The organism is Pseudomonas sp. GW821-FHT07G06, assembly GCF_058986625.1.
Window position 1 is genome coordinate 90,850 of sequence record NZ_JBYSVW010000003.1, and the last position, 14,014, is coordinate 104,863.

Here is a 14,014-nt window from a genome sequence, read left to right on the forward strand (position 1 = left end):
TCAGGGGGTTTTTCTGTTTCTAGGAGAGCGTAATTCGCCGTTGCCGCCGCGTGTCCAGCAAATACACCATCAAACAGGCATACAAAGTCACCAGAATGAACAGCCCCATGCGGATGGCGAAGGCGGTGTAGACGTCCTTGCCCGCTGCGCTGTCCTGTACCGATTGGCCGAGCAGAATGATCAGGGTTGCCAGGCTGTTGAGCCAGAAACTCGGTGGTTGTTTGGTTTTGGCCAGGCCGTAGAGTTTTCTGGCCACCAGCAAACCGAACAGCAGCATCCACAGAAAGAACATCCACAGATTCACGAACAGGCTCAGCGCGCACCAGAAAAGGATCGCCATCAGGCCGCCGAGCAGGGTCGAGCCGAGCAATTCCTGGCCGGCGTTGCGGGCGCTGGTTGCGCAGCTCTGTTGGCCGAGACTGACGGCTTTCATGATGATCGGCAGATAGCTGGCCGGGTCGATCATGGCCAGCAGGAACGTCGGCAGCACCACCAACGTGGCCCGTAGCGCCAGCCAGCTGCTTTCGGTGGGCGTAAGGCTCGGGCCGGGCTTGGCCGGTGGGGCGCTGGCGGGGTCGGGAAACAGCCAATGGCTGATGGTCAACGTCGTGACGGCCAGGAACAGTCCCTTGACCAGGGCAACTATCACCTCGAGTGCCAGGGCGAATTCAGCGGTTCCGGCGGCACTGATCAAGGTCAGGCCCACCACCAGGAACGTCGCCACCAGCGGGTTACCACCACGCAGGCCGTAACCGAAAGCCATGAACAGGCACAGTCCGACCAGCAACACGCCACTGAACGGGTAGTAACGCAGCAGGGGGATCAGCAACAGGCCGGTCCCGGTGGTCAACATCAGGATCAGGATCAGACCCAGGCTGGCCTTGAACGGCAACGGCCGGTTCATCGCTGCCAGCATCATCAGCGCCAGCATCGGCGCGAGGAACGGGATAGGCAGGGCCAGGCCGAAGCTCGCCGCCAGGCACAGCGCCGTACCGAAGCCCAGGCGCAGCGCGCGCTGAACCCGGGCCGGGCGCTCAATACGCATAGGACATCCAGCTCATCAGGCGCAGAAACACGCGCCCAAGAACATTCAGCGGGTTGCCTTCGCTCGGGAAGGCCATGACTTCGGCCTGTCCGCCGGAGCGGATGCCTTGTGGACCGGTCAACTCACCGGGTTCGAACTCGATGATGACCGGAAAGCGCTGGGCCGGACGGAGCCAGTCGCGACTGTTCTCCACTTTCGGCAGGCTGCCCGGCTGGGTGGTCTGGCCGATGTCGACGCCATAGCCGACGCTGCGCACATGGCCTTTGTAGATTTTCCCTGGCAGGGCGTCGAGGACGATGGACACCGGCGTCCCGGGCTGGACACTGCCGAGGTTGTTTTCGGTCATGTCGGCGCTGATCCACACGTCGTGGATGGCGATCAGGGTCATCACCGGCGCACCGGCGGCGGCGAACTGGCCGACATCGGTGCGCAGATCGGTGATCAGGCCGGCCGAGCGCGCGTGGACTTTGGTATTGCTCAAGTCCAGCTCGGCTTTTTCGAGGTTGCTGGCGGCGCTGAGCAACTGGGCGTTTTCATCTTCGTTACCGCCCTGTTGTTCCCGCGCCCGTTGCACTTCGGCCTTGGCCGCGGCGACCTGACTGATGGACTCTTCCAGGGTGGCGCGGGAGATCTCGAGGCGGCGCAGCGAGATGGTGCCCGGGTCTTCGCGATACAGCCGCTCAAGCCGCTGGCTATCCTGGCGAGCCTTGAGTTCATTGGCCTGGGACGCGCGCAGGGATGCCAGCTTGGAGTCGACGCCCGCGGTGTTGGCGCCCACCTGGCGACGGGTCGACTCAAGGTCGGCGCGGGCGCGATCGACGGCAATCTGGTACTGCTCCGGATTGACTTCAAACAGCAATTCGCCAGCCTTGACGTCCTGGTTGTTGCGCACGTGCACCTTGGTCACCCGGCCGGATACCTCGGCCGCCACCGGCACAATGAAGGCCTGCACCCGTGCCTGTTGCGTGTAGGGCGTGTAACGGTCGGCCATCAGGTACCAGGCCAGGCTCAGGATGATCAGCAGTACTACCCAGTTGATGGCTTTTCTGGCCGGGTCGGCGGCGGGTGCCGAGGTGTTCTCGGCGGCCGGTTGTGGGCTGTCAGTCATGGGCATTTTCCTTCGGTTCGTCGAGCAGGTCTCCCCAATCGGTCCGTTGTTGCATCTGTTGGCGGGTGGCCGGGTCGATCATCGGCTGGTCGCTGTACCAGCCACCGCCCAGCGCCTTGTACAGGGCGATCAGGCTGTTGACGGCGGTGCCACGGTTGACCAGGTAGATATCCTGTTGGGCAAACAGGGCGCGCTGTGCATCCAGTACGCGCTGGAAATCCGAATAGCCTTCGCGGTACTGGGCATTGGCCAGGGTCACCGAACGTTCGGCGGCCACCGATGCATCGCTGAGGATCCGGTCGCGCTCCAGGGCCTTGATCAAACCGGTCGCGGCATCGTCAGCCTCGCGTGCAGCCTGGCGTACGCTGTCCTGGTAGATAACGATCAGCTGCTGCAAGCGCGCATCCTGAACGCGGACGTTGTTGGTGATCCGGCCATGGTCGAAGATATTCCATCGCAGGCTGGGACCGGCCACCATGTCGAGGGTATTGGATGCACCGTTGAGCGAGCTGGCAGACCAGACGATGCTGCCCAACAGGCTGATGGAGGGGTACAAGTCAGTCTCGGCCACACCGATCAACGCCGACTGCGCCGCCACTTGCAGCTCGGCCGCACGAACATCGGGACGCCGCACCAGCAGATTCGCCGGTACATCCTGCAGCACCGCCGTATCGAGCAAGGGCACCACCCCGGTGTAGCGATCCAGGTCAGGGATGGAGCCGGGTGGCTGGCCAGTCAGGGTGGACAATGCATTTCGCAAGCTCGCCACCTGGCTCTCGAAATCCGGGATGGTACTCAGGGTGCCCAGGTACTGGGTCTTGGCCTGTTGCAGGTCGAGTTCGGCCTCGGCCCCGCTTTTGAACAGGCGCTCGGTGATCTCGTAGCTGCGTTTTTGCAAGGCGGCGTTACTGCGGGCGATGGCCAGGCGTGCCTCGGCGGTGCGCAGGGCGTAGTAGTTTTGCGCCAGCTGCGCGTGCAACAGCACCAGGGCATTTTCATAGTTGGCCTGGGCGGCGAACCAGGACGCGTCGGCCGACTCGATGGCACGGCTGAAACGCCCCCAGAAATCCAGCTCCCAACCAATATCGAAGCCGACGCTGTGTTGCCAGAAATGCGTGTCCTGGGGGTTGGCGCCGCCCGATTGTCGACGGTTCAGGTACAGGCTGTCCGCGCTGGCCTGCTGCAATTGCGGGTAGCGTCCACTCAGGGCGATGCCCAATTGCGCTCTCGATTCCATGACCCGCAGGCCGGCGACCTGCAGGTCGGGGTTGTGGGCATCGGCTTCGGCCATCAAGTGGTCCAGCACCGGGTCGTTAAACACGCGCCACCATTGGCGGCTGTCAGGTTGCGCGTGTTGTTGGCCGGCGAGCTCCAGGGCCGGGCTGTTCCAGTGATCGACCCAAGGCTGGGCCGGCGATTGGAAATCCGGGCCCAGTTGCACGCAGCCCCCCAGCAAGGCGGTCCCACAGAGCAGCAGCCGGCTGATGCGAGCAGGACGTGGCATCAAGCGCAACCTCTTCAGAGGGGACGCTGATCGTTCATGGCCTCGATGTGCGGTGTCTCGTTCAACGCCTCGATCTCTGGTGTTTCGCTCAGTAGCTCGGCAGACGGTTGGTCCTGGACCCATTGCCAGAACAGTTGGTAGCCCACCGCCAGCGCCACCGGGCCGATGAACAAACCAATGAAACCGCCACTGACCATGCCACCCAGGGCGCCAATCAGAATCACCGGCATGGGGACATCGACGCCGCGGCCAAGCATCAAGGGTTTGAGGACGTTGTCGGCCATCCCGGCGATTAGGCTATAGATGCCAAACACAACAGTGGCCAGGCTCGTCCCTTCGGTGGCGAAGACATAAGCGATCACCGGAAGGGTCACCAGCAGCACCGGCAATTGCATGATCCCCATCAGCAGCGCAACCATCGCCAGCAAGCCGGCACCGGGGACACCCATGAGTACGAAACCCACACCAACCAGCAACATCTGAATGAACGCGATGCCTACCACGCCCTGGGCCACCGCGCGGATGGTTGCGGTGCAGAGCTCGGTGATGCGTGGGCCGCGCTCCGGGCCGGAAAGGCGCGAGGTGATGGCCAGGGCGCTTCTTTCGCCGTTTTCGCCATAGGCCATGAACACGCCGGCAATGATCAGGGCACCGATGAACAACAGAAAACCCACACCAACGTCGGCCATTTTGCCCAGCAAGGTCAGGCCGATGGACTTGATATAGGGCATCAGCTTCATGAGCACGCTGCTCATGTTGGTGGCGGCCTGCATCCAGTAGTCGTAGAGCGGCTGGCCAACAAGCGGCAGGGACGCGATTTTTTCGCTGGGTAGCGGAATCTGCAGCGTATCGGACTTGAGGATCGCCAGGGTGCCCTGGATCGATTCACTGATCGAGGTGCCCAGCAGGTAGATCGGCACCATCAGCAAGGCCAGGGCGACCACCACGATCAGGGTGGCGGCACGACCGTCCTTGTTGACTACCTTGCGCTTGATCAGCGCATGCAGGGGATACAGGGTGATCGCCAGAATCAGTGCCCAGAGCATGAGGTTGAGGAAGGGGTGGAAGATCTGGAAGCAGAACAGTACCAGCACTGTAATCAGCCCGGCGCGTATCAGTACATCGAGCAAACCACCGGACAGTGCTCTAGCGGAAATGTTAGTGCGCAACATTTTCGAACTCCTTGCGGTGTCACCAGGTTAGCCAGCCAGTTGAAGTTCACTCTTCCCTACCCGTGAGTCTTGAACGCAGGATCGATGGACCGTCGTCCAAGCGTTAATAACTAACGCCTTACTTCATGTAGGGAAAATTCAACGAGGTACCTACTGAAACTCAATAGGTAACAGGGTGGCTTGTAGTATAGGAGCAGTCGAATATTCCGCCTGATTACGCAGGCTGGAATTCTGCCGCTGTGGATAGCGTCCGCTGACGAACCCATGCCGGAAGCGAGTGGGGAGTGGAGCCGAAGGCATTTGTTCCCGGTCTGGCATTAGCCGCTTCAGCGGGCGGGGCCGGATCATTGCGAACAGTCGCATCCGTCGCAAGAAAATAACCCTCATTAATTATCAATAATCCCCGGTCCGCTCTTTGAGGTGTGTGCCACGCTTCGTTTTTACGGTGGAGGCGCTAGAGTGCAGTAGCCCGTTGATTTAGTTGATGGTCGGGTGCCCAACGATGTTGTTGGGCGCTCGCGTTTAACATCCCGGTCTTCGGTTGCGATTTATTTATTTGAAATGAGGACATGCCCATGGACCGCTTCCAGGAAATGCAGGTCTTCGCTGCCGTCGCCCAGGAACAGGGTTTTTCGGCGGCGGCGCGGCGTTTGGGTCTGTCGGCGGCCAGCGTCACCCGAGCGGTGGCGGCGCTGGAGCAGCGTATTGGGACACAACTGCTCACGCGTACGACGCGCAGCGTGTATTTGAGTGAGGCCGGTCAGCGATATCTGGAGGACTGTCGGAGAATTCTCGCCGAGGTGCAGGAAGCCGAGGACTCGGCGGCGGGCAGCCATATCCATCCACGTGGGCAACTGACCATCACCGCACCGGTCTTGTTTGGCGAGCTGTTTGTCACGCCACTGATGGTGAGCTACCTGACGCAGTTCCCCGAGGTCTGCATCAACGCGCTGCTGGTGGACCGGGTGGTGAGCGTGGTCGAGGAGGGAGTCGATGTGGCCATCCGCATCGGCGAGCTACCCGACAGCAATCAGCATGCAATCCGCGTGGGCGAGGTGCGGCGGGTGATCTGCGCCTCACCACAGTTTCTGGCCAGCCATGGTCGACCCAGGCATCCACAGGAACTGGCTCAGGCGCCGATCATTGCGACATCGGCCATTGGCCAACTCAGGAGTTGGCCATTCATTGAAGACGGCGAAACCCTGAGTGTGCGGGCTGAACCGCGACTGGTGGTGACAGCGAATCAGGCGGCCATCACGGCAGCCAGTCTGGGGTTGGGGTTCACACGAGTGCTGTCTTATCAAGTGGCGAGCAAGGTGGCCGCCGGTGAGCTGGAGATTGTTCTGGCTGACTTCGAACTGCCGCCATTGCCCATCCACGTGCTCTATCAGGGCGGACGCAAAGCCCCGGCCCGGGTGCGCAGTTTTGTGGATTTCGCGGTCAAGACCCTACGCGAACACCCAGCGCTCGAGCGTTGAGTTATTTCACCCAGTGAAATAATGGATTGCGTTTGCTGGTGATTCTGTTGTTTTGCTTGTGAGTGGAAGATACGACCCACCGGCGCTGGCCTTCCTGTACAGCACCACTGACCCGAGGTGTCGACCATGCAAGCGATCAAACTCTACAACTTCCCACGTTCCGGCCACGCGCATCGTGTCGAGTTGATGCTGTCCCTGCTGAAATTGCCGACCGAATTGATCTTCGTTGACCTCGCCAAGGGCGAGCACAAGAAACCTACGTTCCTGGCGCTCAATGCATTCGGTCAGGTGCCGGTCATTGATGACCAGGGCGTGGTGTTGGCCGACTCCAACGCGATTCTGGTGTATCTGGCGCAACGGTACGGCAACGGCCGTTGGCTGCCGGCTGATCCGGTGGGTGCGGCCAAAGTCCAGCGCTGGTTGTCGGTGGCTGCCGGCCCGATTGCCTTCGGTCCGGCCCGGGCCCGATTGATCACTGTATTTGGTGCGCCTTACAACGCTGAAGAAGTGATTGCCTACGCCCATACCGTGCTCAAAGTGATCGATCACGAACTGGCCGATACAGCGTATCTGGTCGGCACTGAACCGACGATTGCCGACGTCGCCGCCTACAGCTACATCGCCCATGCGCCGGAGGGCAATGTGTCGCTGAACGAGTACCCCAATATTCGCGCGTGGCTGGCCCGTATCGAAGCCTTGCCAGGTTTTGTCGGCATGCCGCGCACCGTCGCCGGCCTGCAAAAAACTGCCTGATGCTCGCGGCCCGGTGTTGCCGGGCCGCCCCGATCTGCGCCAGTGGCGCAAGGGAGAAGCCGTATGGACCGTTCACCCTGGCATGCCGGCGAGAAACAATTGCAGGCGCATGTGGGCGTTGCCGAACGAATGGAGATTTTCGGTCGTAAGGTGATTCGCAGCGAGATGCCGGACCAGCACCGCACCTTCTATCAGCAACTGCCGTTCATGCTGTACGGAGCGGTGGATGCCGACGGTCATCCCTGGGCCAGCATCCTTGAAGGCCAGCCCGGATTCGCCCACTCGCCAGCACCTGGCTTGTTGCAGTTCAGCAGCCTGCCTGCCTTTGATGATCCCGCGCAGTTGAGTGACGGCGCGGCCATCGGCCTGTTGGGTATCGAGTTGCATACCCGTCGGCGCAACCGCATCAATGGACGTGTCCGTGCCATGACGACCGGCAGTTTCGCGGTGACGGTGGATCAGTCCTTCGGCAATTGCCCGCAGTACATTCAGTTGCGCCAGTTTCGTTCGGTACCGCTGGCCGACCCTTCGACGCGAGTCGCGCAACACTTCAACGCACTGGATGACGCGGCCAGGGCCATGATCGCCGAGGCGGACACGTTCTTCGTTGCCAGTTATGTGGAGGTCGACGGCGAGCGCTCGGTGGATGTATCGCATCGTGGCGGTCAGAGCGGTTTCGTACACGTGGAAGGCAATCGCCTGACCATTCCGGACTTCGCCGGCAACCTGCATTTCAACACCTTGGGCAACCTGCTGCTCAATCCCCGGGCCGGGTTGTTGTTCATCGATTTCAATACCGGTGACTTGCTGCAGCTCAGCGGGCGCACCGAAATCATCCTCGAGGGCCCGCAGGTCGAGGCGTTCCAGGGAGCCGAGCGCCTGTGGACAATCGATGTCGAACACGTCGTACGTCGCCCCGCCGCCCTGGCGTTACGCTGGCGCTTCGACGGCGTATCACCCACCAGTTTGCTCACCGGCACCTGGGAGCAGGCCGCGGCGCGTTTGCAGGCCAAAGCCCTGGGGGATCAATGGCGGCCGTTGCGGGTGACGCGCATTGAAGCGCAAAGCCACAGCATTCGCTCGATTTACCTGGAGCCAGCCGACGGAGCCGGATTACCGCTTTTCCAGGCCGGGCAGCATTTGCCCCTGCGCTTTAACATTGACGGTGAAGTGCACATCCGCACGTACAGTTTATCGAGCGCCCCGTCCGATGATTTTTTCCGCATCAGCGTGAAGCGCGATGGGCGGGTCTCTACCCATTTGCATGAGCGGATTCGGGTCGGCGACCTGTTGGAGGCGCGGGCGCCGCAAGGGCATTTCACCGTGGCGCCCCATGAGCGTCGGCCATTGGTGTTGCTGGCGGCCGGGGTGGGCATCACGCCGCTGTTGTCGATGCTGCGCGAGGTGGTTTACCAGGGATTGCGTACCCGCCGTATCCGCCCGACGTGGTTTATCCAGGGTTCGCGCACGCTGGCCGACCAGCCGTTTCGCGGTGAACTGGATCGCTTGCTCGAAGACGCCGGTGACGCGGTGCGGGTGGTGCGTGTGCTCAGCCAACCGGAAGCCGAGGCGGTGCAAGGCGCGGACTTCGACCTCAGTGGGCGGATCGACGTCGCGCTGCTCAAGGAGCTGCTGACCGTCGAGGACTACGATCAGCCGGACTTTGTTGTCTGTGGCCCCGGAAGTTTTACCCAGGCGCTGTACGACGGCTTGCGCGAGCTGGACATTCGCGACTCGCGGATTCACGCCGAAACCTTCGGCCCGTCCACCTTGCGCCGGCGTCCGGACCCCGATGCCGTGGTCATCGAGCAACCACCTGCCGCCACCACGTCGGTGCCCGTGGTGTTCCAGCGCTCGGCCAAGGAAGCGCGCTGGCAGCCGGAGGGCGGCAGTTTGCTGGAGTTGGCGGAAAGCCGTGGCCTGCGCCCGGAATTCAGTTGTCGCGGCGGCTCCTGCGGCACCTGCAAGACGCGTTTGGTCAGCGGTCAGGTGCATTACCCACTGCCGCCACCGGAGGTACCGGATGACGGACAGGTGCTGATTTGCTGTGCGATTCCGGCGCAGGGGGCGCAGCCGTTGGTGCTCGATATCTGAAGGAAGATTACCCGTGAACATTGCCCGCCGGTCGATGGCTGGGTAGGGTAGTGGGCAGAACGAAAAGGGGCCCAGAGGTTAAGGCCGATCAGTTGTGGCGAGGGAGCTTGCTCCCGCTGGACTGCGCAGCAGGCCCATTTGTTAGGGCCGCTTCGCTGCCCAGCGGGAGCAAGCTCCCTCGCCACAGGTCAATCAGTGCTGGCCAATCCCTTAACTGAACGGCATTAGCCGCAGAGGCCCTTTCTGCATTTCAGGAACAGGCGTTTCAATGGTTTTTTTCACTCGCTCGATCGCCTTGCTGCTGGCGCTGGCGCTGACCGCCGGATGCGAAAGGCACGACGCACCGCCGCTGGATCAGCAACTCTACGTCTGGCAGCGGCAGTGGACGCCGGCCCACGACGCCGCCCTCAGGGACAGCCGTGCCGACTTTTCAACGTTGCGGGTGCTGGCCTTGCAGGCCTTCCCCAATGCCGGATGGAGCCGTGCCCGCATTGACCCGGTATTGCTCAGGCGCGATGGCCGGCCGGTGATTGCGGTGGTGCGCCTGGACGGGCAGCTCAAGGCACTCGATCAGGAAGAGGTCACCGCGCAGATCCGCCAGGTGATCAGCGACTGGCAGGGGCAAGGGTTGAACCTCGCTGGTGTAGAAATCGACCACGATGCCGGTAATGCCCGGCTACCTTCGTACCGCGAATTTCTCGCGCATCTGCGTGAAGCATTGCCGACTTCGCTGCCGCTGAGCATCACTGCGCTGCCGTCCTGGCTCGACAGTCGCGAACTGCCGGCGTTGTTATCCACAGTCGACAGCAGCGTGTTGCAGGTGCACGCGGTGAGCGATCCGCGTCGTGGCTTGTTTGATGCCGATCAGGCCCGGGAATGGGCGAAAGCCTGGAGCCGCGTCACGACAAAACCGTTCTATCTGGCGCTGCCGGCCTACGGCGTGGCGTTGCTGCCGTCGGCGGACGGCGCACCGGTTGTGGAAAGCGAAGTAACGCTGGAGCGCGAAGGTCTGCGTCGGGAATTACTCGCCGATCCGCAGTCACTGCGCACCCTCGGCACCGAGCTGCGTGCCGATCCACCCGAGCATCTGGCGGGCCTGATCTGGTTTCGCCTGCCATTGGCCAACGACCGCCGGGCCTGGAGCTTGACCACCTTGCGCGCCGTGGCGCGTGCTGATGTCCTCGATAGTCAGTTGACGCTGCAACTCTCGGCCGACAATGGGCTCTATGACATCGGCATCAGCAACCAGGGCAACCTCGACAGCGCCTGGCCCGAACGCCTGACGCTCGCCGTCAGCGGCTGTGACGGGGCCGATGCCTTGGCCGGTTACGCGTTGCAACAGCGACCGGATCTGCTTACCTTCACCCGCCTGCGCGATGGCCGAATTCCGGCCGGCGGACAGCGTGCCATCGGTTGGGCTCGCTGCGCACACATTGATCAAGGAGGTTCGAATGTTCACCCGTAACTGGCCGCGTCATTTGCTTTGCCTGAGCCTCAGCCTGCCGCTGGGCTCGGCGCTGGCCTGCGGCCCGGACTTCCCCATGCGTCTGCTGGATAACCGTGGCCAGTCGCTGGCGGAACTGCCCGAAGGCAACTTCAGCTTTGAAATCAGCCGCCTCGGCCACGCCATCAGCGGCTTGAAGAACGTCACTGCTGGCGCCGACTACAGCGATCAACCTGACGCGGTAGCACTACGGGATCAAGCCGAGCAGGCGGGACTTTCCGCTGAACAACAAGTGCTGGTGAAACACCTGCGCGGCCTGACGGATGCTCATCAGGTTGAAACCGAAGGTGCGCAACTGCCGCCCGAGCTCAGGTGGTACCTGGCGGGCGCTGTGGCATTTGGCGCGGGTGACAATGCCTTGGCCGCCGGGTATTTCAAGAAAGTGCTGGCCTTGCCTGCAGAGCAACGGGCTTCGCGCAGCACCTGGGCGGCTTACTCGCTGGGGCGCGCGTTGTTCGCCATGAGTGCTGAAGCCGATGCGGCGCCGGATTTTCTCGAACAATCCCGCAAAGCCTTCGAGCAAACCCGGCAACTGAGCATCGACGGCTTCAGCGATCCGCTGGAACTGGGCGTCGCCAGCCTCGGCGAAGAAGCCCGGGTCGTGCGCGCTGCCGGCGACTGGAACCGTGCCATCGAGCTGTACGCCACGCAGAATCTGCACGGCTCCGCGGTGGGCTACACCTCGTTGAAGCTGTTGATGGCGGACCTGATGACGCTGTCGGATGATCAAGTGGCCGAGTTGCTCAAGGGCCAGCCCGTGCAGCAGTTGGTGACCGCGTCCTTGATCAGCCGCTTGGGCTGGTCGTTTGGCGATCAACCACCGAACGAACAGAAAATGATCAAGCTGTTGCAAAACAGCACGCGCGGCAGCCTCGAAAACGCCGACCGCCTGGCGGCGATGAATTATCAACAGGGCGATTACGCCAGCGCCAAGGCGTTCCTCGAGCATGCCGGCGATGGCGGGTTGGCCTGGTGGCTACGGGCAAAACTGGCGGTGCGCGACGGCGATAAAAACGCAGCCGCCGCAGCCTATGCCAAAGCGGCCCAGGCCTTCCCGCAGAATGAATCCTGGGGCGAGCGACGGACCCCGGACTACGATTACGAAACGCTCCAGCCCAAATGCCGGGTCGAGGGTGAAAGTGCGATCCTCGCCCTGCAACGCGGGGATTACCTGCAAGCCTTCGACCAGCTGTATCGCAGCCAAAGCATTTACTGGTTCGACGCCGCCACCGTTGCCGAGCGCGTGTTGACCCTCGAAGAACTCAAGCACTATGTCGACACGCAAGTGCCGGCCCCGCCACCGCTCAGCCAGCAGGAACGTGACAACTACGTGCCCTTGCCGGTGGCGGCGAGCCTGCGCAATCTGCTGGGGCGGCGTTTGTTGCGCGAAGGCCATTACGAGCAAGCGCTGGCGTACTTCGATAATGACGGCTTGCGGCACAAGGCCAGGTTGTACGGCGAGCAACGCCAGGCGGCAGATTCAGCCTGGTGGCCGACCCGTCGCGCCGCTGCACTGTTCAATGCCGCCTGGACGGCGCGCGAGTGGGGCATGGATATCCTGGGCTACGAAATGGCGCCGGATTACGCCACGTTCGGCGGTAATTACATCCTCGAAAACGCCGAACTCAAGGTCGGTCCATTGATGGCCGAGGACGAAGTGAAGCGTCAGCAGGCCAGCGCCGCCCAGCCCGATCAGCGTTATCACTATCGCTTCGTGGCCACGGCGCTGGCGAGCAGGGCGGCGGATAACTTGCCTCACACCAGTCAGGCGTTTGCGGCGGTGCTGTGCGAGGCGTCGGGGTGGAACAGCAGCCTTGAAGAGCAAAGTGCGATTTATCAGCGTTATGTCAAGGAAGGGCCTTACGTGGAATGGGCCGCCGACTTCGGCCACCAATGCCCGTACCCCGACTTCGAGAACGCCGACAAGCGCTACGTGACTCAAGTCACCGACGCGGCGCGTTCGACCTTGCGCCCCTATAAGACGCCGTTGCAGGTCGGTAGCGTACTGGCGTTCGCGGCAGCCGCGCTGTTGCTGTTCAAGCGTCGCCGCCGCAAGGCGCCGTGAGGTTCAAGCCTGTTGCACAAAGGTCAGCCGCACGGCGAAACCGATCAACAGGCTGCCGAACAACCATTGTTGCAGGCGCTGGGCTGAAGGGCTGCGTTGCAGCCAACGGCCGAGTGCCGCGCCGATCAGGGCGTAAGCGCTGTCGAACAGCAGACCGACACCGACCAGCACCACGCCCAGGGTCGCAAATTGTCCGAGCACCGACCCGGCCTGTGGGTTGATGAATTGTGGCAGCAGCACCGAGCAGAACAACAGTGCCTTGGGGTTGAGCAGGTTGGTCAGCAATCCGCGCCGGATGGCTATGCTCCAGCGCGGTTTTTCGCCGGTTGTGTCGGCGCTTCCGAGGTTCGGTAGCATCGTGGTTCGCAGGCACTGAATGCCGATCCACAGCAGGTACGCGGCGCCGGCCAGGCGCACCACATCGAAGGTCCAGGGCGCCGCCTTGAACAGCGCCGCCAGCCCCAGCGCCGCCAGTCCCACATGACAACCCCGGGCGATGCCCAATCCCACCGCGGTGGCCAGCGCGGCGCCTTTGCCCTGGCGGGCACCTGTCTGCAACAGCAGGATCATGTCAGGCCCTGGCAACAGATAGACCACCGCCAGCGCCATGAAAAACATCCAGAGTCCGTCCACGTTGCACCCCATTCGTTGTCGATTCGGTGGTGCCAGTCTAGGGCCGGAGGGCAGGGCAGGTGCTTGCGTTGTCAGCTTCTATCGGGGGCTGTATTGGCATAATCTGCCACTTTCTTTCGCATGCACCATCGGAATCTGCCAAGCCATGAAACTCGACGCCTACGACCGCAAGATTCTCGCCGCACTGCAACGGGACGGCCGCCTGAGCAATGTGCAACTGGCAGACGAGATCGGCCTGTCGGCATCGCCTTGCTTGCGCCGGGTACGGATGCTTGAAGAGGCGGGGGTGATTCGCGGCTATCAGGCCAATCTGGATCGCGACGAAGTGGGGTTGGGGCTGACGGTGTTTGTCGGGGTCAAGGTCGAGCGCCATAACGACGAACAGGCCGAAGCCTTTCGCCTGGCGGTGACGGCATTGCCCGAGGTGATTTCGGCGTTTCTGGTGTCAGGGGAGTCGGACTTTCTGCTGCAGGTGGTGGTGCCGGACTTGCGCGCCTATGACCGGTTTCTCACCGGGCGTTTGTTGAAGCTGCCGGGTGTGAGCGACATCCGCAGCAATTTTGCGATTCACACGGTGAAGGCGCCGGGAGCGTTGCCGCTGGAGCATTTGCCGCTCTAAACCGAGTCGCCTGATTCGCGAGCAAGCCCGCTCCCACAA

At 62.3% G+C, this 14,014-nt stretch carries 11 protein-coding genes; 6 read left to right on the forward strand and 5 right to left on the reverse strand.

Annotated features, from left to right (window positions below; genetic code table 11):
- Positions 1-19: 19 nt before the first annotated feature.
- The 4 genes from AC3WJW_RS07030 to AC3WJW_RS07045 are packed head-to-tail and all read right to left on the reverse strand — an operon-like array spanning position 20 to position 4,829.
- Positions 20-1,045, reverse strand: coding sequence for a DUF2955 domain-containing protein (locus AC3WJW_RS07030; RefSeq protein ID WP_493725564.1), 1,026 nt, complete (start codon positions 1,043-1,045; stop codon positions 20-22).
- Positions 1,035-2,153, reverse strand: coding sequence for an HlyD family secretion protein (locus AC3WJW_RS07035; RefSeq protein WP_493725565.1), 1,119 nt, complete (start codon positions 2,151-2,153; stop codon positions 1,035-1,037). Before AC3WJW_RS07035 ends, AC3WJW_RS07030 begins: the two co-directional genes overlap by 11 nt.
- Complete coding sequence (locus AC3WJW_RS07040; protein ID WP_493725566.1) at positions 2,146-3,657, reverse strand: efflux transporter outer membrane subunit; 1,512 nt, start codon at positions 3,655-3,657, stop codon at positions 2,146-2,148. Before AC3WJW_RS07040 ends, AC3WJW_RS07035 begins: the two co-directional genes overlap by 8 nt.
- Positions 3,658-3,671: 14 nt before the next feature.
- A complete protein-coding gene (locus AC3WJW_RS07045) occupies positions 3,672-4,829 on the reverse strand; it encodes an AI-2E family transporter (protein ID WP_493725567.1) in 1,158 nt (385 codons plus the stop codon).
- 575 nt (positions 4,830-5,404) lie between these two features.
- On the opposite strand from AC3WJW_RS07045, the gene AC3WJW_RS07050 reads away from it, so the two are divergent.
- The 5 genes from AC3WJW_RS07050 to AC3WJW_RS07070 all read left to right on the forward strand — a co-directional run bounded on the left by AC3WJW_RS07050 (position 5,405) and on the right by AC3WJW_RS07070 (position 12,723).
- Positions 5,405-6,307 (forward strand): LysR family transcriptional regulator, encoded by a 903-nt coding sequence (locus AC3WJW_RS07050; RefSeq protein ID WP_218503773.1) that lies wholly within the window; start codon positions 5,405-5,407, stop codon positions 6,305-6,307.
- A gap of 126 nt (positions 6,308-6,433) precedes the next feature.
- Positions 6,434-7,060, forward strand: a complete 627-nt coding sequence (locus AC3WJW_RS07055; protein ID WP_493725568.1) for a glutathione S-transferase family protein — start codon at positions 6,434-6,436, stop codon at positions 7,058-7,060.
- A 63-nt stretch (positions 7,061-7,123) separates the two neighbouring features.
- A complete protein-coding gene (locus AC3WJW_RS07060) occupies positions 7,124-9,154 on the forward strand; it encodes a 2Fe-2S iron-sulfur cluster-binding protein (protein ID WP_493725569.1) in 2,031 nt (676 codons plus the stop codon).
- Positions 9,155-9,422: 268 nt separating this feature from the next.
- A complete protein-coding gene (locus AC3WJW_RS07065) occupies positions 9,423-10,619 on the forward strand; it encodes a DUF3142 domain-containing protein (protein WP_493725570.1) in 1,197 nt (398 codons plus the stop codon).
- Complete coding sequence (locus tag AC3WJW_RS07070) at positions 10,606-12,723, forward strand: hypothetical protein (RefSeq protein ID WP_493725571.1); 2,118 nt, start codon at positions 10,606-10,608, stop codon at positions 12,721-12,723. Before AC3WJW_RS07065 ends, AC3WJW_RS07070 begins: the two co-directional genes overlap by 14 nt.
- A gap of 3 nt (positions 12,724-12,726) precedes the next feature.
- On the opposite strand, the gene AC3WJW_RS07075 is transcribed toward AC3WJW_RS07070, so the two are convergent.
- Entirely contained in the window at positions 12,727-13,356 is a 630-nt protein-coding gene (locus tag AC3WJW_RS07075; protein ID WP_493725572.1) for a LysE family translocator, read from the reverse strand.
- A gap of 145 nt (positions 13,357-13,501) precedes the next feature.
- On the opposite strand from AC3WJW_RS07075, the gene AC3WJW_RS07080 reads away from it, so the two are divergent.
- Positions 13,502-13,975 (forward strand): Lrp/AsnC family transcriptional regulator, encoded by a 474-nt coding sequence (locus tag AC3WJW_RS07080; RefSeq protein ID WP_007969928.1) that lies wholly within the window; start codon positions 13,502-13,504, stop codon positions 13,973-13,975.
- The last annotated feature ends 39 nt before the right edge of the window (positions 13,976-14,014 follow it).

Coding starts and splice junctions, on each gene's coding strand:
- AC3WJW_RS07030 (WP_493725564.1), bottom strand. CDS start 1,045: ATGCGTATTGAGCGCCCGGCCCGGGTTCAGCGCGCGCTGCGCCTGGGC.
- AC3WJW_RS07035 (WP_493725565.1), bottom strand. CDS start 2,153: ATGACTGACAGCCCACAACCGGCCGCCGAGAACACCTCGGCACCCGCC.
- AC3WJW_RS07040 (WP_493725566.1), bottom strand. CDS start 3,657: ATGCCACGTCCTGCTCGCATCAGCCGGCTGCTGCTCTGTGGGACCGCC.
- AC3WJW_RS07045 (WP_493725567.1), bottom strand. CDS start 4,829: ATGTTGCGCACTAACATTTCCGCTAGAGCACTGTCCGGTGGTTTGCTC.
- AC3WJW_RS07050 (WP_218503773.1), top strand. CDS start 5,405: ATGGACCGCTTCCAGGAAATGCAGGTCTTCGCTGCCGTCGCCCAGGAA.
- AC3WJW_RS07055 (WP_493725568.1), top strand. CDS start 6,434: ATGCAAGCGATCAAACTCTACAACTTCCCACGTTCCGGCCACGCGCAT.
- AC3WJW_RS07060 (WP_493725569.1), top strand. CDS start 7,124: ATGGACCGTTCACCCTGGCATGCCGGCGAGAAACAATTGCAGGCGCAT.
- AC3WJW_RS07065 (WP_493725570.1), top strand. CDS start 9,423: ATGGTTTTTTTCACTCGCTCGATCGCCTTGCTGCTGGCGCTGGCGCTG.
- AC3WJW_RS07070 (WP_493725571.1), top strand. CDS start 10,606: ATGTTCACCCGTAACTGGCCGCGTCATTTGCTTTGCCTGAGCCTCAGC.
- AC3WJW_RS07080 (WP_007969928.1), top strand. CDS start 13,502: ATGAAACTCGACGCCTACGACCGCAAGATTCTCGCCGCACTGCAACGG.